8 protein-coding genes are annotated in these 18,912 nt (G+C 45.6%); 1 reads left to right on the forward strand and 7 read right to left on the reverse strand.

Translation table 11 applies throughout. The annotated features are described in order from the left end of the window. Positions 1-100 precede the first annotated feature (100 nt). The 6 genes from QUA88_RS04810 to cobA form a co-directional block, all read right to left on the reverse strand. Positions 101-733 (reverse strand): restriction endonuclease subunit R, encoded by a 633-nt coding sequence (locus QUA88_RS04810; protein ID WP_333262261.1) that lies wholly within the window; start codon positions 731-733, stop codon positions 101-103. 200 nt (positions 734-933) lie between these two features. Next, the gene (locus tag QUA88_RS04815) at positions 934-1,512 is read right to left on the reverse strand and encodes a Uma2 family endonuclease (protein ID WP_333053204.1); all 579 of its coding nucleotides are present in this window, start codon (positions 1,510-1,512) and stop codon (positions 934-936) included. Positions 1,513-1,599: 87 nt separating this feature from the next. Then, on the reverse strand, positions 1,600-2,790 hold the full coding sequence (locus QUA88_RS04820; RefSeq protein ID WP_333053203.1) for a tetratricopeptide repeat-containing serine protease family protein: 1,191 nt from the start codon (positions 2,788-2,790) through the stop codon (positions 1,600-1,602). 230 nt (positions 2,791-3,020) lie between these two features. After that, positions 3,021-3,413, reverse strand: coding sequence for a type II toxin-antitoxin system death-on-curing family toxin (locus QUA88_RS04825; RefSeq protein ID WP_333053202.1), 393 nt, complete (start codon positions 3,411-3,413; stop codon positions 3,021-3,023). Beyond that, positions 3,400-3,591 (reverse strand): DUF2281 domain-containing protein, encoded by a 192-nt coding sequence (locus tag QUA88_RS04830; RefSeq protein WP_333053201.1) that lies wholly within the window; start codon positions 3,589-3,591, stop codon positions 3,400-3,402. The genes QUA88_RS04825 and QUA88_RS04830 overlap by 14 nt, the downstream gene beginning before the upstream one ends. A gap of 32 nt (positions 3,592-3,623) precedes the next feature. Further along, entirely contained in the window at positions 3,624-5,210 is a 1,587-nt protein-coding gene (gene cobA, locus QUA88_RS04835) for a uroporphyrinogen-III C-methyltransferase (protein WP_333053200.1), read from the reverse strand. A gap of 190 nt (positions 5,211-5,400) precedes the next feature. Between cobA and QUA88_RS04840 the strand changes: the two genes are divergently transcribed. Then, positions 5,401-8,622 (forward strand): glycosyltransferase, encoded by a 3,222-nt coding sequence (locus QUA88_RS04840; RefSeq protein WP_333270524.1) that lies wholly within the window; start codon positions 5,401-5,403, stop codon positions 8,620-8,622. A gap of 210 nt (positions 8,623-8,832) precedes the next feature. Here QUA88_RS04840 and QUA88_RS04845 read toward each other — a convergent pair whose 3' ends face one another. Continuing rightward, a complete protein-coding gene (locus QUA88_RS04845) occupies positions 8,833-18,894 on the reverse strand; it encodes a tetratricopeptide repeat protein (RefSeq protein ID WP_333270527.1) in 10,062 nt (3,353 codons plus the stop codon). Positions 18,895-18,912: the final 18 nt, after the last annotated feature.

Here is an 18,912-nt window from a genome sequence, read left to right on the forward strand (position 1 = left end):
TTCTGAAGATAGAAGGAAGAAGGAAGAAGGAAGAAGGAAGAGGGAAGAAGGAAGATTAATGCCTAATTCCCTGCGCGGGCCAATTCCCAATTGCCAATAACTACTGACTAATCACTAATTGAGTCAGCCGTTTGAGGATGCGGAGCACGTCATAAAGTTCGTTGCCGGGGTTCCGGGTGAGATACCCCTTAGATGTGCTATATCGAGGTGATTCTCCGTTAACTAATTTGACAAAGATGAAACTGCCGCCTGTAGCAATCATGCCGTAACTAGGTTTGTCCGGGTTGGGATTTGCCAGCATATAAGCTAAAATTTGCGCCAATCCCGCTTCGATCGAAAACGAAACGAGTTTCGATTCTATTACCATCAGCCACAACTGCTCTTTTAAAACTAAAGTGTCGATGCTGCCTTTGATGATAACCCCTTCATCTTCTTCGGAAAATTCGACGGATTTTTCTGGTTTAATGTAGAAAGGATGCAGATAAAACTCGCCTGCAAATAACAGCGGAGAGACAATTGACAAACTAATGGTTTTTTCCAGCATCGGCGGATACTCTAACAAGTTGAAGTAACCCGCTTTCATCTGATCTAGCTGTCGTTTTTGAAAGTCGGTAATTTCTGGTAACTCATCTTGCCATTCTCGGAAAAATTGGTCGTCTGTGACAAGTTGAAGGTCAAAAACTGTTTTTAATTCTTCTAATGTGACATTTTTAGCTTGAATTGTTTGAACCATAATTCGAGCCAGTTAATTTTATGAGTAATTACAATTTTATCAATTTCCAGCTAATATTATGTCCCCTCGAAAGATTATAACAAAATTGGTTTGTAATGAGGACTGAGAGTCCTAATCCAAATCGCTCGGACTGGCATTCCTCCCTAAGAAATGGTAAAGGTTATTTTACAGAAGATGATATAAGTCAAAATTAAATTCTGCTAATTCCAAATTTTTTGCAAATTGAGAACAAATCCCGGCAAAACATTTTCCCCAGAAAGAATGAGAGGAGATTGTAAAACTTCCACATCTTGACCGGGGCGATAAATTTCAACTTCCCGTTTTTTGCGGTTAATTAGCCAACCCAAACGGCAGCCATTTTCCATATATTCTTGCATTTTTTCCTGACTTTTTTTCAAACTGTCGCTGGGCGAGACTAATTCAATGACAAAATCGGGACAAAGCGGGATGAATTTTTCTCTTTGTTCGGGCGTCAAAGCTGACCAGCGGGATTTTTCTACCCAGGAGACATCAGGAGATCGATCGGCTTTGTTGGGCAGAGTAAATCCTGTGGAGGAATCAAACACTTCGCCGAGTTCGGTTTGTTCGTTCCACACATCCAATTGTGTAGTCAATTTGACATTGCGTTTCCCTGTTTCTCCTCCGGTTGGCGGCATGGCGATTAATTCTCCGTTGGCGTTGCGTTCGAGTTTCAAGTCAGGGTTTTCTTCGCACAGTTGATAAAACTGTTCTGAAGTTAGTTTAATCAGGGAGTTGAGGTTTAAGGTGATAGCAGTCATGGTTATTTACCTGCTGTTTGTATGAACGTGATTAAGAATTAAAAATGAATAATCCCATTTTTAATTCTTAATTCTTAACTTGTAAGTCTACTGCAATTGCTTGATTCTGTTGAGCGCGTCTTGATAGGCGCTGGTTCTGCCGCCTTGCTTGTAAAGTTCTGCTGCTTTTTGGAAGTCGGCAATTGCTTTCGGTTGGTCTTTGTTGTCCAGGTAAGCTAAAGCTCGGTTGTAGTAAGCGTCGGCAAAACCGGGATTGGCTTCGATCGCCAGGGTGTATGCTTGAATAGCATTGGAACCGCGTGTGGGTTCGAGTTGGGCTAAGCCGGCGGTGATGAAAGTGCGGGCATTACCGATATTAAAATACAATTCAGGGGTATATTTGGGCTTGAAAGCGAGTGCTCTGTTGAAATCCGCGATCGCCTCCCAAGCATCTCCTTGATCTAACAGCGAAAGTCCTCGAAAATAATAGGCTTGGGCGTCTTGGGGATTGGCGGTGGATACCGGGCCGATCGTTGCGGGAGTATTGTCTACTTTCAACTCGGATTTGTTTATTCCCGCCGCCACTAGCTTGGCGATAAATGTATTGATGGGAACTGCTGCGTTAAATCCGGTTTTAATTGGGGCGACTTCGCCGGAACTGGTTTGAGCAAAACCGAATTCCCCTTGTCCGTGTAAACCGATGACTCGGCCTTCGGAGTCAAAAACTGGGCCGCCACTCATGCCACTCCAAGTTACGGCCTGATACCGCAAAGTGTAACCTTCCGGGCGGTTGCTGGGGCGGCTGGTAACGAGTCCGGGAGAGAGTTCGGGTTCTCGTTCAGCGCCGAAAAGTCCGCCGGTAGCGGGATAGCCGTAAACGAAGATTTGAGTGCCGATGACGGCTTGATCGGAATCTGCGATCGTCGCGACTGGATATTCTTCGGGGCTTTCAAATTTGACTACGGCTAAATCCGGGTCAGTTTCGGCGGTTTGCAAACGGGTGACGGAGGTTGCTTGATAGTTTTTGCCTTTAGACGTGCGAACGGTGTATTTCACGTCTGCTTTTTCTACGACGTGGTTGACTGTTAAAACTGTGTAAGTTTTGCCTGTTTTGGCAATAATTACCCCAGAACCGTCTCCGAGAGCACTGTTAATTTGTACTGTCAGCGGCCCGGCAATGCTGGCGACTTCTTGGGGGGTTTTGGCGATCGCGGGCTGACTGATGACTATGGTTAAGGCTGCGGTAGTTCCTGCTAGCAGGGTGGTTAAGGTGTCGTAACGAGAAAAATTTATATTCATGGCTATTGCTAATTAGTAGCTGGGTAGCGGGATTTGGTGGAGGAAGGGCGATCGGCGGTTGGTGCTATTTTCTGTTTAGTTTTATTACTGGCTTGACGCAAGGGATCTCGGCTTTGTTCTTTAGTGATAACTTTACTCGCTTTTTTGTTCCGCGATTCGCTATTTCACTGTAGGGCGCTTATCGGCGCATCTTACTTAATCTCAATGTAGCGCACTGCCAAACTTACTTATTAAACCTCAACAATACATGACTCCAACTCGGTGGTTAGTTCTTCCTTAGTCATCGTTCCCCGCGCGACTCGCATGACTAAATCATATACTTCATCGTCGGTCAAATTCAAAGCGCCACCATTCAAACGCAAAAAGGTATCTGTCACTGCAAAAGCCGATCGTTTATTGCCGTCAATAAAGGGATGATTCATCGCTATGTGATAGAGATAGGCGGCAGCTTGTTCGCTAATCGTTGAATGCAAAAATTGACCGCCAAAAGTTGCTTGCGGTTGAGCCAAAGCCGACTCTAACAAACCTTCATCTCTAACGCCGGGAGTGCCGCCAAACCTCTCTATCTGTCTGGCGTGGATACTTAAAACCATACTTTTGCTGACAAAATTAGGAGTTGGCAAGGCGACGGTAAACCTCCTTTCTTTCGTGTTCGGAATTTAGATATGCCTGCCATGCTTTGGCTTCTAGTTTTTGTTGTTCTTCTTCAGTCTTTAAGGAACGGACAAATTCAAGCACTTTCAGCAGCACGGGTTCTGGTACTTGGTCTAGTTCTTGAAGAAGTTGGTCTTTTGCGGTCATGTTTCTTTCCTCCTAATGATCGTACAACTATTTTACAACCTCGCTTGTGCCCATTGGACGATCGCCTCAGTCAATCCGTCTAAGGTATATTCTTTGGCTTCCACATCTAACTTACCCAATAAATTCTGACAGCTTTTGGAAGTTTCCGGCCCGATGGATGCGATGCAAACGTTTTCCAACCAATCCTTAGACAGGGATAATTCTGGGCTTTTTTCGAGGAGATTGCAAAAGTTATGCACGGTTTTGGAACTGGCAAAGGTTATGATATTTACGGCTTGGTTTTGGAGTGCGGATAGGGCGATCGGATCGATAGTTTCGGGACAGCAAGATTGGTAAGCTGGCACTTCTATTACTTGCGCTCCTTTGGCGGTGAATTCTTTAACTAAAACTTCTCTGCCGCCGCTTTCTACTCTCGGAAATAGGATTTTGCAGTTTGTAGGGGCGGTGCCCCCGTGCCCGCCCTGCCAGGGGAAGTTCTCGACTAGGGAATCGGCGACAAAGTTGGGGGGAATAAAGTCGGGTTGTAGAGAGTGCGATCGCAAACTTTCTGCTGTTTTTTTCCCGACAACTGCGATTTTAATACCAAACAAGCTGCGGGCGTCTTTGCCTTTTGCTTGTAATCTTTGAAAAAAGCAGTCTACAGCGTTGTGGGAAGTGAGAATTAACCAGTGAAAGCTTGACAATTGTGCGATCGCACTGTCTAATGGTTCCCAAGTGGACGGGGGCCCAATTACCAAGGCGGGCATTTCGATCGCGCGGGCTCCTTGTTGCTGGAGTCGATCGCTAAATTCAGCAGACTGAGAAACCGATCGCGTGACTAAAATGGTTTTTCCTGCTAGCGGCAATTGGCTGTTATTAATGGTGACTGGTGTATCGATCATATTTGTGCTTTCTGGCTGGATTAAATATTCGCGCAATCTAACTACTTCCCCAATTACGATTACGCAAGGCGACAGAGATTGACCTGCTGTTTGCTGTACAATGTTGAAGAGAGTGCCTAGCCAAATTTGCTGTTCGGGGCGGCCGCAATTTCGGATAATGGCGATCGGAGTTTCGGGCGATCGTCCGTGCTTTTGCAATTGCCAAATTATCTCGCTTAAATTGCGCCCTCCCATCAATATTACCAAAGTTTCTATCTGCACTAATGCTTCCCATTCCAAAGCATCCGGTTCGTGGGCGCTCATCACTGCAAAACAGCGACTCATTACCGGATCTGTGAGGGGAATTCCTGCTAGTAAAGGTGCGGCTAAGGCGGAGGATATTCCGGGTATTACTTCAAAGTCGCAGCCCGCTGTGATTAATGCTTGAATTTCGGAACTAGAACGACCAAAAATAAACGGATCACCACTTTTTAAGCGGATTACTTGTTTTCCTAGTTGGCAATGTTCTACCAGCAAACGGTTAATTTCTTCCTGCTGGGTGGAAGGTTTGCCGCCGCGTTTACCGACTTCGATTTTTCGACAATTTGCTGGGATTAATTCGAGTTGCGGGATGTCGATAAGAGCATCGTAGATTAAGACTTCGGCTTGGGATAGCAGTTTGTGCGATCGCACTGTCATCAAGTTACAATCTCCGGGCCCCGCACCGACTAAATAAACTTTCCCTTTGTGGTTTTTCACAATTCCTCCTCGATCGTCTCGATAGTATAGTTTTATGAATATTGCGGTGCTTGGGCGCACCCTACCCTATCCTATAATTTAATCAGACTTTTCAAGCAGCCTGTAGGGGGAGGTTCACCCCTTCTCCTCAACGGTGCAAACAGGTTACATAAACCCGCCCCCACCCAACGAGATGCACCCGTTACTATTTATGCAGATTATCATCATCACGGCCGCCGATGCAAATTACTTTGAATTGGTGCAAGGTACTATTTTATCGGTGCGGGAAAAACCAGAGGGTGAGAATGTGGCGATCGGCTTTTTCGATCTCGGCTGCACTCCCGAACAGTTGCATTGGTTAAAAACACAAGTTAATATCATTCAAAAGCCTGATTGGGACTTTGACTTTTCTGGTAGAAATGAAGCTCCTCACTATCTCAAAGGACTTTTAGCGCGTCCGTTTCTCCGTCGATATTTTCCTAGTTTTGACATCTACCTTTGGATAGATGCCGATGCTTGGGTGCAAGATTGGCAAGCTGTTGAACTGTTAGTTAAAGGCGCGGCTAAACGCGGTTTAGCAGTTGTTGCAGAACTCGACCGGGGTTATTATTTAGCTTACGGCAAACTGCCTTGGTACTGGCAATTTGTTTACCGGGATTATCAGGCAGCTTTTGGCGAAGAAGTAGCCCAACAGTTGCACAGCTATCCAACCATAAATGCAGGTATTTTCGCGCTGCAAAAAGACGCACCTCATTGGGAAATGTGGGCAGAATATCTGGCAGAGGGATTGCAGCGACACGTTTCTTTAATGACCGACCAAATAGCTTTAAATCGGTTAATTTACGGCACTGAAATGTTTGACAAAACAGAGATGCTCCCGGCTCGGTGCAACTGGAGTTGCAACTTTGGTTTGCCTGTTTGGGACAAGCACCAAGCCTGTTTTGTCGAGCCGTATTTGCCACAAGAAAAAATCGGTATCCTGCACCTGACTGGATACAAACACGACTTAGTAAAATTAGCAACGACGGACAGAAATCAAATAGAAATTAGTCTCCGCTACCAACCGATAAACAAGCAAAACTATCCTAATTTAACACCAGAACAAATGACATTACTGCCGTTATTGGAAATCACAAACAATACTTGGCTGCCCGCCGGAGATTACGTCTCGCCCGGATTGAAAGTTATTCTCCCCGATGCGTACTTCCCCAACATGATTGTTGGGGATACTCAGACTTGTTCGTGGCCTTATTTGCGCCGGGAAATCAAGCACAATTGGTATGTCGATCGCCGTGCTAACTCAGTCGGATTTCTCAGCCGCGACGAAGCACATATTCTTTACAATACGGCTCTGCAATTCAAAGGTAAAAAAGCATTAGAAATAGGTTGCTGGCTGGGTTGGTCTGCCTGTCACTTAGCACTCGCCGGAGTTGAATTAGATGTTGTCGATCCGCTGTTAGAAAGAGAAGACATCAGACAAAGCGTCATCGATTCAATTCAAGGTGCTCTAAATGCGTCGGGCGTTCAAACATCAGTCGAGCTAATACCAGGCTATAGCCCCCAACGAGTAGAAGAATATTCCGCTCAATTCAACCGCAAATGGTCGTTAATTTTTATTGACGGAGAACACGGAGGTGATGGGCCGTTAAATGATGCCATTGCGTGTGAAAAATTGGCTGAGGAAGATGCAATAATTTTATTTCACGATTTAACCGCTCCCGATGTTGCTAAAGGTTTAGACTACTTGAAAGAAAGGGGATGGAATACTGTAATTTATCAAACAATGCAAATTATGGGTGCTGCTTGGCGGGGCAAAGTCGAGCCAGTAAAACATCAACCCGATCCCAAGATTTCCTGGCAGTTGCCAGCACATTTGCACGGGTACAAGATTAGCAGTTTAGAGACAACTAATTCTCAAACAGCCAGCCAAACTAATCAAAACCAACAGTCATTTTATACAAGAGATTTTTACCAATTAATCGGAGAAGGAACTCGCACTTCTGCTAGAGAAATTATTCCCCTGCTGTTAGACTTGCTGCAACCCATTTTACCTAAAAGTGTGGTGGATGTGGGCTGCGGTACGGGAAGCTGGTTAGCTGCGTTTCACAAGTTGGGAATTTCTGATTGTTTGGGAATAGATGGCGATTATGTCGATCGCACTATTTTACAAATTCCTTTAAATCAGTTCCAATCCGCCGATTTAAAGCAACCGCTGCAAATAAACAGAAAGTTTGACTTAGCAATTTCTCTGGAAGTTGCCGAACATTTACCGGCTACCTGTGCCGAAAACTTTGTTAATTCTCTCACTCAACTAGCACCAGTGATTCTGTTTTCTGCTGCGATACCATTTCAAGGAGGCGTCGAACACGTTAACGAACAGTGGCCACAATATTGGGTTTATTACTTTCAGCAAAACGGCTATGCAGTTATTGACTGCTTGAGAAAAAAAATATGGAACAATGAAAAAGTCGAGCCTTGGTACGCTCAGAATATCTTGATTTTTGTTAAACAAGAATACTTGCCGGGATATCCGAGGTTAGTAAATGAGTATCAAAATACCGAGCTGAATCAATTAGCGATCGTCCATCCCAAGATTTATTTTTACAGCTTGCAAGCTGCTAGAAATTCGGCACAGAATTTACAATCAGAAAGTGTCAAACAAGTTTCAGCATCGCCACAATTGGCAGATCGACCTTTAATATCTGTGATTATTCCCTGTTACAATCAAGCTCATTTTTTGTCGCAAGCAGTAACTAGCGTTATCAATCAAACTTACAAAAATTGGGAAATAATCATTGTTAATGATGGCAGCTTAGATACTACTAGCACAGCCGCCAAAAATTTGATAGCAACAAATCCCCAGCATCAAATTAGGCTAATAGAACAAGCTAATCAAGGGATATCAAGGGCTAGAAATACTGGCATATCGGCAGCAAACGGCGAATACATAATTCCCTTAGATGCCGATGATATTTTAGATCCCAATGCCTTGATTTGTCTTTTAGAAATATGTCTAAAATCCAAAGTACCTTGCATAGCATTTGGTTCTTATCAACTTTTTGGCGGCAATGAAAATCACACAATACCCAGTTATGATTTATATTCACCCAAAAATATCAAACAATCTAATATGATTTGCACGTCTTCATTGTATCACAAATCAGTTTGGAATTTGGTCAACGGTTACAAAGCAGAGATGAAAGAAGGTTATGAGGATTGGGAATTTTGGGTTAATTGTCACAAACATAGCATTCCTTTTTTTGGAACGAGAGAAATAGTTCTTAATTATCGTCAGGTTCATGGTTCTAGAAATGAAAAAGCTCAACAATATCATCACAAATTAGTAGCACAAATTGTTTGTTACAACCGGGAACTTTACGATATGGAAAGCGTGAATAATGCTGAAAAGCTATTGGAACTAATCGCAAGTTAATCTTGATATCATGTCCGGTGGATTACCCTGATTCCTGTAGGGGCGGGTTCACCAATAATATTTGCCAAAAACGGACAATCTCACAAACCCGCCCCGGCAATTGTATTATGGGCGATCGATCGGACATGATATGATTCTTTATTATTGAGTCCACAAAAACAAACTTTGTTTGTGGAGGATCGAATTCTATTCGCCGTAAAAAGATGATTGTTAAATCGAATTTGATATAACATCCAAAAAACGCTTAACCTGTTTTTCCCAAGTCCAATCCAGCATGAAATTAGCCGCTGCTAAACCGCGACTTTTAGCTTGTTCCCGATTAGTATAAACTTGCTCCAAAGCCTCGACAACTTCTGCCACATCAGACTCTCCCCAACCTTCTACACCGGAAAAAGGAGGAGTTAGTTTAACTCGTCCTTGACTCCATAAAGGATAGCAAATGTGGCTGTAAATCAAGTCTAAATGACCAGTATTTGCTGATAAAATAGTCGGAATTCCGCAGGCCATACTTTCCATCGCGACTAAATTAGTACCGCCTTCACAGCGGTTGGTGAAAACAGCGCAGTCGGCTTCTCGCAAAATTTGTCCGGTGAGGTGATTGGGAATTAAGCCTATGTCGATAAAAGAGTCAACTGGCAAACCGTTAGCCACTAACCATTGAGAAATTCCTAAACTTCCGTCGCGGTTGATATTGGGAAGTCCCGCAACGTTTCCGGTTTGTTCGATTCCTAACATATACTGAGGCCAGAAGTTGTGCCATGTTGTTAGTAACAAAGCCTCTGGATGTTTGGCGCGAAATCGTTTGAAAGCGGCAATTACAATATCTTGACCTTTGCGATATTCCAGTTTGCCGCCGGAGAAAATGACGAAGCGATCGCCAAATAGATTAGATTTGGGTGCAGGATGGAAAATTGTTGGGTCAATTCCTTGATGTACCATCGCCACATTAGTCAAGCCGTGGCTTCTCAAAACATCGGCATTCCAGTTGGAACCGGCGACAATCACGCTATATTTTTTGGCTGTTTCTAGTGCTTCTGCTGTGATTCGCGTGTCTTCAAAAAATATGACTCCTATTTGACAATCGCTGGTAATTTGATTGTCAACTCCAGAGGATGCTAAATTATTCCCTAAAGCGTAAAGTACGGGAAAATTACAACTGATTTGTTTGTCGGAATTGGTTGCTACTAATTCCTGAAAACTTTTGTGCTTTTCAATGACAGGTAACAACAGCGATTTATGCAGCGGATTCATCGATTCTGAGGTGATTGATGGCGGTGTTAAAAGTGCAACTTCCCAGGCAGGATTTTGCCGCAGTTGTAGTGTTAAATTCAGGGCGTAAATTCCCCAGCCGCTGGTGATGCTGATCGGCCAACTGACGCCCATTCCGGTAATTTGTGGGGGAGTTTCTGGGGGTTGAAGCCGAGGCGGAGCCTCTGAATATGCGTTACCAGGCAGAGCTTGGTAACGAGTAGATTGTAGGGGCGGTGCCCCCGTGCCCGCCCTCTCTAGCAAGGCTGCTTTTATACGATCGCACACTCCATCCCAATCACCGGCTTTTTGTTGCCTAAACAGACGCACAGTGGGATACCAAGGGCTATCTTCGCGTTCCAGCATCCAGCGCCAATCGGGCACAAAAGACAGCAAAATCCAGACTGGTTTGCCCAAAGCACCAGCCAAATGCGCGACAGAAGTATCTACACAAATTACTAAATCGAGTTGCGAAATAATTGCTGCTGTGTCGGCAAAATCGACGCAATTTTCGCTCAAATCTTCAATTTTGTGTTGCTTTAATAAAGTAATATCGCCCCCTGACAAATCTTTCTGAAGACTGTAAAAATTCACTCCAGGAACATCTACAAACTTCACAAAATCGCTCAATTTACACGATCGCCGATGGTTGTTGCGGTGCAGCGGGCCGCCCGCCCACACGATACCTACTTTGAGTTTATTGTTCGGCTTTAAATAAAATTTAAAATCCTGTGGCGGTGCTAAATAAGGAATATTCGCCGGTATATTTTCCCAAGTAGTTCCCAGAATTCTGGGCAAACTTAGCAGCGGGGCTTGCACTTGAAAATCAATCAAATCGCTCGGCTTGACTCCAATTCGATCGACTCCGGCAATTCCTTCAAATAAACGCTTCAGCAAGACATGACAAGCCACAATAACTTTGCCGCCTTTTTGCTTAACTAAAGCTGCGTAGCGGATAAATTGTATCGTATCACCAAAACCTTGTTCAGGGTGCAATAAAATTGTTTTTCCCTGCAAATTAGAGCCGTCCCAAAGCGGTTTCTCAAAAGAGCGCGAATCCAATTGTTGAGTTTGCCAGCGCGATTCGTACTCCGCAAAACCACGCTCAAAATTTCCAGTTAAGAGCAAAGCTAAGGCTAGTCTCAAGCGCCAATTTGGCGAGTTGGGACGTAGTTGAATTGCTTTATTGTAGAAGTCGATCGCCTCTGCGACTTTTCCTTGTTCTTCGAGGGCGGAACCCAAATATAAGTTTGTTTCGCTCAGATTGGGATCGGTTTCTAGCGCTTGTTTGTAATGCGAAATTGCCTCGATTATTTGCCCGTTTTCCTGTTTGAGATAACCTAAACAACTGTGGGCTTCTGCGTGGCTGGGTGAGGCGGCAATTACTTGTTCATAACGAGCGGCTGCCTCTGCTTTTTTACCTTGTTTTTCTAAGGCCTTTGCTATGTAAAATTGTACCTGTGGCGGCGATAAGGCAAATCGAGGCGAAGCTTCGGTATCTCCGTTACCAGGCACAGCCTGGAAACGAGTAGATTGTAGGGGCGGTGCCCCCGTGCCCGCCCTCTCTAGCAAGGCTGTTTTTATGCTCTCTAGCAAGGCTGTTTTTACGCGATCGAATACTTCCTCCCAATCGCCCGGTGTTTGCTGCCGAAACAGCCGCGCTGTCGGATACCAAGGGCTATCTTCGCGTTCCAACATCCACCGCCAATCCGGCATAAAACACAGCAAAATCCATACGGGTTTACCCAAAGCACCGGCTAAGTGCGCGATCGCAGTATCCACGCAAATTACTAAATCTAGTTGCGATATCACCGCCGCAGTATCGGCAAAATCGTTCAAATTGTCGCTCAAATCTATCACGGGAATTTGAGTTAACAAAGTACGATTTTCAGGCGATAAGTCTTTCTGAAGACTGTAAAAACTTACACCGGGAACATCTAACAATTGCAGGAAATAGCTTAAATCGCTCGATCGCTGAAAATCCTTCAAATGTTCCGAACTTCCCGCCCACGCAATCCCAACTTTGAAATTGCCATCGGAATTTAGAGAAAATTGCCAATGCGGCGGCGCAGCTAAATAAGGAACATTTGCGGGTATATTTTCTAAATTTGTTCCCAGAATATGAGGCAAACTCATCAGCGGTGCTTGCACTTGGAAATCGGGCAATTCATCCATCCGAACCGCCACTTGTTCGATGCCAGGAATCTGCTTAAATAAACGCTTCAGTTCTTGATAGCAAGAAAGGATTACTTTGCCGCCTTTTCGCTGCACAATGGCTGCGTATCGCACAAATTGAATAGCATCGCCCAAACCTTGTTCGGATCGGAGCAAAATAGTTTGCCCATTCAAATCTGAACCATCCCAAACTGGTCGATTAAAATTCAACCGTGGCAATTTTTTCGCCTGTTCTGTTTGCCACCGCCACTCGTATTCTGCTAAACCGCGCGGCAAGTCCCCAGTTAACAGCAAAACTAAGCTTAAATTGAAGTGACTTTTAACACAATTTGCATCAAGTTCGAGAGCTTTACTGTAACACAAAATTGCTCGATTTACGTCTCCTAATTGTTCAACAGCACTGCCTAAATTAGTAAGAGCTTCTAGATAATTAGGGTTCAAAGATATGGCTCGTTCCAAGCTAGAAATTGCCTGTTCTATTTTTCCCGCCCCCAAGCGTAACGTTCCCAGGTGATAGTGTCCTGCAGGATTGTTAGGTTCTGCTTCAATTGCCCGCTCGTAAAGCCGTTGAGCCTCGTCTAGCTGAGATTGTGTTTGCATCGCCGCACCCAAATTTACCAGCGCCGGCACGTAATTGGAATTGACAGAAAGTGCTTGATGAAAACACGCGATCGCACTTGGCAACTCGCCCTGCTGCTGGAGTATCGCGCCGAGATTGTTGAGAGCTTTGACGTAAACCGGATTCAGGGCGATCGCCTTTTGAAAGCAAGATATAGCAGCCATTATATTGCCTTGATCTTGCAGCAAAATACCCAAGTTATTGTGAGATTGAGCGCAGTTAGGGTCAATTTCGCTCGCGCGCTGATAATAGGTGGCAGCTTCGGCTAAATCGCCTGTTTGGTGCAGCGTCACTGCCAAATTCGTGGCGGTCTCTATCGAATTTGGCTGCAAAACCAAAGCATTTTTAAAATAAGCGATCGCCTCGGCAAATCTTCCTTGCGCCTTGAGAATATTTCCCTGATTAAACTGTCTTTGATATAATTCAATATTGGTTAGACTTTCTCTGGGCGGTATAGCTGGTTTATGCTGGACAATTCTTTCTCTCAGCGCCAAAGCAGCTTGTTCTAAAACTCCTTCCCAATCTCCCGCTGTAGACTGGCGAAACAGCCGCGCCGTGGGATACCAAGGACTATCTTCGCGTTGCAACATCCACCGCCAATCCGGCACAAAACACAGCAAAATCCACACGGGTTTGCCCAAAGCACCAGCCAAGTGTGCCACACAAGTATCTACAGAAATCACTAAATCCAGAGCCGAGATTGCCGCCGCAGTATCCGCCAATTCGTGCAAATAAGAGCTTAAATCTGTTACGGCTATTTGCTCTAACAAAGCGCGATCGTCTGCTGTCATTTCCTGTTGCAAGCTGTAAAAATCTGCTCCCGGAATATCTAACAGTTTTGTCAACAATTTTAGCGGTAACGATCGCACCTTATTTTGGGAATTTTTAGGATTTCCTGACCATACAATTCCCACTTTCAAATTAGTAGTTGGATTGAGAGTAAATTCCCAACCGGGCGGCGGAGCTAAATAAGGAACTTTGGCGGGTATAGTTTCTAAAGTTGTTCCCAGAAGATGAGGCAAACTCATGAGCTGCGCGCGCACTTGAAAATCCGGCGCATCCTCTGGATTAACTATTAACGCATCGATTCCAGAAACTTCTGCAAACAAGCGCTGCAAGTGCGGCAAACACCAAACAATTACCCTACCGCCTTTTTGTTTGACTAAATCTGCATAGCGGATAAACTGAATTGCATCGCCTAAACCCTGTTCCGGGCAAAGCAAAATAGTTTTTCCCTCCAAATTTTTACCATCCCAAACCGGCTGAATAAAGTTGTGGCGCCGGAACTGTTTTTCTTTAACTAGGAGTCGCCATTCGTACTCGCAAAAACCACGCTGAAAATCTCCCGCCAGCAGCAAAGCTAAACCTAAATTTAGGTGAGATTCGGGGCTAGCGACATTAAATTTAACTGCTTGGCTGTAGTAGGTGAGAGCATCCGCAAATTGTCCGCGATCGTGCAAAGCACTTCCCAAACTGGTGAGGGGATTGATATAACCGGGTTTGAGTACGATCGCCCGACGGTAACAATCGATCGCCTCTGCCATATTTCCCGCTTCCTCAAAAGCTTTGCCGAGATTGTTCAAAGCTTGTGGAAAGTCGGGTTTCAGCCTCAAAGCTTGCTGGTAGCAGGCGATCGCATCTTCAATTTTGCCCTGTTTGTGCAGGACAATTCCCAGATTGCCGTGAGCCTGTGCACTGGCTGGCGATGCCTGAATCGCTTGCTGGCAAACAGCTAAATCCTCATCCAACTTATCTGGGCTAGACAGTGAACTCAGATAAGCGAGATCAGTTTCTGCCCAATCCGGTTGCAGCGCCAGAGCTCGATCGTAGTATGCGATCGCATCGGAAATTTTGCCCTGTCGGATCGAGGCGTATGCTAAATGCTGCAAAGCCTCCACATCATTGGGAGCGAGCGCGATCGCCTGTTCGTAATTCGCGATCGCCCGTTCGTAATTCGCGATCGCATCCTCCCCTTGTGCCTCCAAAGCAATTCCCAAATTCAAATAAGCCGCCGCGCAATTAGGATTGACTTGAATCGCTTGCTCGTAGCAGCTTATAGCCTCCGCCACATCCCCTTGCTCTTCCCGCAACAGGCCCAAATTAATCAGCGCTTCCGCGCAATTCGGGTTCAAAGAAAGCGCCCGCTGATATTCTGCGATCGCCTCTTCAGTCTCCCCTGCTTCCGCGAGCGCGCTGCCCAAATTGCTCGCAGTTTCCGCCAAATTACCGTCGATGAAGAGGGCTTGTCGGTAGTGCGCGATCGCCTCTGTTAGCTGGCCGGTATGCTGTTTAACAACGCCTAAATTGCTGTGCGCGGCTGCGTAATTAGGATCGATCGCGATCGCTCGCTCGTAACAAGAGATCGCACCGCCCCAATCGGCTTGCTGCTGCAAATCCACGCCCAACCGAAACTCTGCATCCGCCCCATCCGACGGGACAAATGCAGCAGCAACCGCGCCTAGAGCTTCCGCCACCCGATCGAAAACGTCCTCCCAGTCGCCCCGCTGATGCTGGCGAAACAGCCGCGCCGTCGGATACCAAGGACTATCTTCGCGCTGCAACAGCCACCGCCAATCCGGCGAAAACGCCAGCAAAATCCACACTGGTTTGCCCAAAGCCCCCGCCAAATGGGCGACAGCGGTATCGACGCTAATGACTAAATCCAGTTTGGCGATCGCAGCAGCAGTATCGGCCAAATCGCCAAAATGCGGGCTCAAATCTACGATCGACCTTTGATTCAACAGCGCGCGATCGGCCTCGGAAACCTCTTTCTGCAAGCTGTAAAAACTTACCCCCGAAACGTCCAAAAGCGGCAGAAACTGGCTTAAATTGCACGAACGCTGCTTGTTTTTGCGGTGTTTTGGATTCCCCGCCCAGACAATGCCAACTTTCAAAGTGCGATCGGGCAGAAGCGTAAATTCAGCTCCCGCAGGCGGAGATAAATAACCAGTATTTGCCGGTATTGTTTCCAGCTTTGTACCGATAATATAGGGCAAACTCAACATCGGCGCTTGCACGTCAAATTCCGGCAGTGGATCGCCTTTAACTATTAGCAAATCAATGCCGTCAACCGTTGCAAATAAACGGTGCAATTGCGGGTAACAGCCCACAATGACCCTACCGCCTTTATTTTTGACGATCGCAGCGTAGCGAATAAACTGAAGCGAATCGCCTAAACCTTGTTCTGCGTGCAGCAAAATAGTCTTTCCCACCAAATCAGAACCGTCCCATAGCGGCCGGTATTCTCTCGCCGAAACAGTATTATCCGGCCCCGTCAAAAAACAGGAATGACCAGTGTGAAATTCTTTAATTTGCCAGCGCCACTCGTATTCAGCCAGACCATTTTCCAAATCTCCTACCAACAGCAAAGCCAAGGATAAATTCAGGTGAGCGCTAGCGTGATTTGGACTTAAATGAATCGCTCGTCTGTAGCAGGATATCGCATCTTCTACCGCGCCTTTTTCCAGAAATGTCCTGCCTAAATTGTTGATAGCTTCCACAAAATCCGGCAGCAATTCTAGAGCTTTGTGATAATACTCCAGCGCATCTTCTAAATTGCCCTGTTCTTGCAACACTGTTGCCAGATTGTTGTAAGCTTCCCAGCTATGCGGATTAATTTCCAGCGCTCGCCGGTACAGCTCGATCGCCCTGAAAAGTTCGCCTTTTTCTTGCAGCGCCACGGCTAAATTAATCAGTGCAGGTACGAAATCCGGTTGAGCTACAAGAGCTTGCTCGTAATGTGCGATCGCCTCTTCCGCTTGACCTTGTTCCTCAAAAATCTTGGCCAAGTTGTAAGCTGTTTGAGGAATATTTGGAGCGATGGCTAAAGCTTCTCGGTAGTGCGGGATAGCGGCTTCTAATTCGCCCTTTTCTTGCTTGAGAAAACCAAAATTAATCCGCGCTTGAACGCAATTTGGCTCAAGAGATATAATCTGTTCGTAAAGGGCGATCGCCTCTTCCCGATCGCCTGTTTCCATTAAATGCTCTGCTTGCCGCAATAAATCCTCTAAAACAACCAAATTCTCCCCGCTGTTTCCGATCGCAATCGATGTCTCAATCCCCTGCGATTGCTTAGCTGCAGAGCCTTCTGCTAACCCTTCGCTCGCAATCGCAAATATTTGTTTACTCTCTTGAACTACGCTTGCACCTGTCATTTTGACAGCTACATAATCGAGGTCAGGCTTATGATTAGCCGTCATTGCGAGTGAAACGAAGTCAAGCGAATCTTTGGCAGACTCCTCGGAATAACTAGCAGTATTGGCGATCGCAAATAAACTCAAAGCCGCCTGTACTTCCTCAAACAATTCTTGCCAACTTTCCGGCTGACTTTGGCGAAAAAGCCTCGCAGTTGGATACCAAGGATTGTCTTCGCGATCCAGCAGCCAACGCCAGTCAGGAGCAAAAGAAAGCAGCACCCAAACCGGTTTTCCTAAAGCACCAGCTAAGTGCGCCACAGCCGTATCGACACTAATGACTAAATCCAGTTGAGATATAGCCGAAGCGGTATCAGCAAAGTCGTTCAAATGCGGAGTTAAATCCGGCACTAAGTGTTGGTGTAACAAAGTGCGATCGCTCTCGGACAAGTTTTTTTGTAAACTATAAAAAGCAATTCCCGGAACATCCAAAAATCGAATAAAATCGCTCAAGCTGCAAGAACGCTGATTGTCTTTCCGGCGCTTCGGACTTCCCGCCCAAACAATCCCTACCTTCAACTTGGCATCAGAAGAAAGCGCAAATTTGCACTCAGCAGGCGGATATAAATAAGGAACATTTGCTGGTATTGTTTCCAGAGTTGTCCCCACAATTCGCGGCAAACTCATCAGCGGCGCGTGAACATCAAATTCTGGTAAACCTTCCAAACGAACTGATAAATATTCAATGCCGGCAACTGTCGCAAACAACCGCATCAGTTCTGGATAGCAAGCCACCATAACTTTAGCCCCTCGGCTGCGAAGAATCGGCGCGTAGCGAATAAACTGAATAGAATCGCCAAAGCCTTGCTCGACGTGGAGTAAAATAGTTTTTCCCTGCAAATCCGAACCATCCCAAACCGGCTGTTTAAATTGCCTCGGTTGTAGTTGCGGAGTGCGCCACCGCCACTCATATTCAGCAAAACCGCGCTGAAAATCTCCGAACAATAGCAAAGTTAAGGCGAATTCCAGGTGGGCGATCGCGTTTTCTGGCTGCAATTCCAAGGCTCGACTGTGACAAGAAAAAGCTTCTTGAAATTCTCCTAAATCGACCAAAGCGTGTCCGAGATTATTAATAGCCTCCACGAAATCTGGCTTTAAATTTAGGGCTTGTCGGTAGTGGGATATTGCTGCTTTTGCATTGCCTTGTTCGTGAAAAAATGCTCCTACATTGTTGTGAGCTTCGGGATTGTTGGGGTCTAGTTTTACCGCTTGCTGGTAGCAGTTGAGAGCTTCTGCTAATTTACCTTGCTGCTGCCAAACTGTTCCCAAACCCATCAGGGAATATGTCAAATTTGGATTGATTTTTAAAGCGTGCTGGTAACAGGCAATTGCCTCATTTAAGTAATTCTTCTGTTTAAATATATGTCCTAAATTGTGCGCTGTTTCGTGCAGATTGGGGTCAATTCGCAGCGCTGCTTGGTAATATAAAATAGCTGCATCTATTTCGCCTAATTGCTGTTTTGACCAGCCCAAATTATTGTAGGCGAGTGCGGAGTTGGGCTGGATTTTGATGACTTGTTCGTAACTGGCGATCGCCCTTTGATACTCGCCTACATCGAGCAAAAGATTAGCCTTATTTAAATGTGCTTCTACAAAATCGCGGTTTTGGGCGATCGCCTTTTCGTAAAAGTCGATCGCCTCTGCAATCTTTCCCTGCTGTCTCGCCGCTATTCCCAACAAACACAGCACGTTTGCTGATTCCGGCTGCACTTCTATTATTTGCCGATACAAATTCTCAGCTTCTAACAAACGTCCCGCTTGGTGATGTTCCCAAGCTAATTTCAAAGAGTCTTCGGCACCCAGTGTACAGGCAGATTTCCGCAATTTTTTTTGAGAAGCCATAGTTGTCTTAGTTGTTTGGGAGTTCGCTAACTGGTAATTGCCAACTTCTTCTAATGTGTTAACTCTTCCTTCCTTCTTCCTTCTTCCTTCTTCCTTCTTCCTTCTTCCTTCTTCCTTCTTCCTTCTATCCTTTACATCCGTTACATAATCCGTTGCCGAACTTCCGACTTCCTTCTTGCTTCTTCCCCCTTCCATCGGAGTGACATCCGTTAC

Source organism: Microcoleus sp. D3_18_C2, assembly GCF_036702395.1.
Lineage (GTDB): Bacteria > Cyanobacteriota > Cyanobacteriia > Cyanobacteriales > Microcoleaceae > Microcoleus.

Excerpts from the sequence above, each read along its gene's own strand:
- QUA88_RS04845 (WP_333270527.1), bottom strand. The coding sequence starts at position 18,894 with ATGGAAGGGGGAAGAAGCAAGAAGGAAGTCGGAAGTTCGGCAACGGAT.
- QUA88_RS04840 (WP_333270524.1), top strand. The coding sequence starts at position 5,401 with ATGCAGATTATCATCATCACGGCCGCCGATGCAAATTACTTTGAATTG.
- QUA88_RS04810 (WP_333262261.1), bottom strand. The coding sequence starts at position 733 with ATGGTTCAAACAATTCAAGCTAAAAATGTCACATTAGAAGAATTAAAA.
- QUA88_RS04830 (WP_333053201.1), bottom strand. The coding sequence starts at position 3,591 with ATGACCGCAAAAGACCAACTTCTTCAAGAACTAGACCAAGTACCAGAA.
- QUA88_RS04820 (WP_333053203.1), bottom strand. The coding sequence starts at position 2,790 with ATGAATATAAATTTTTCTCGTTACGACACCTTAACCACCCTGCTAGCA.
- QUA88_RS04815 (WP_333053204.1), bottom strand. The coding sequence starts at position 1,512 with ATGACTGCTATCACCTTAAACCTCAACTCCCTGATTAAACTAACTTCA.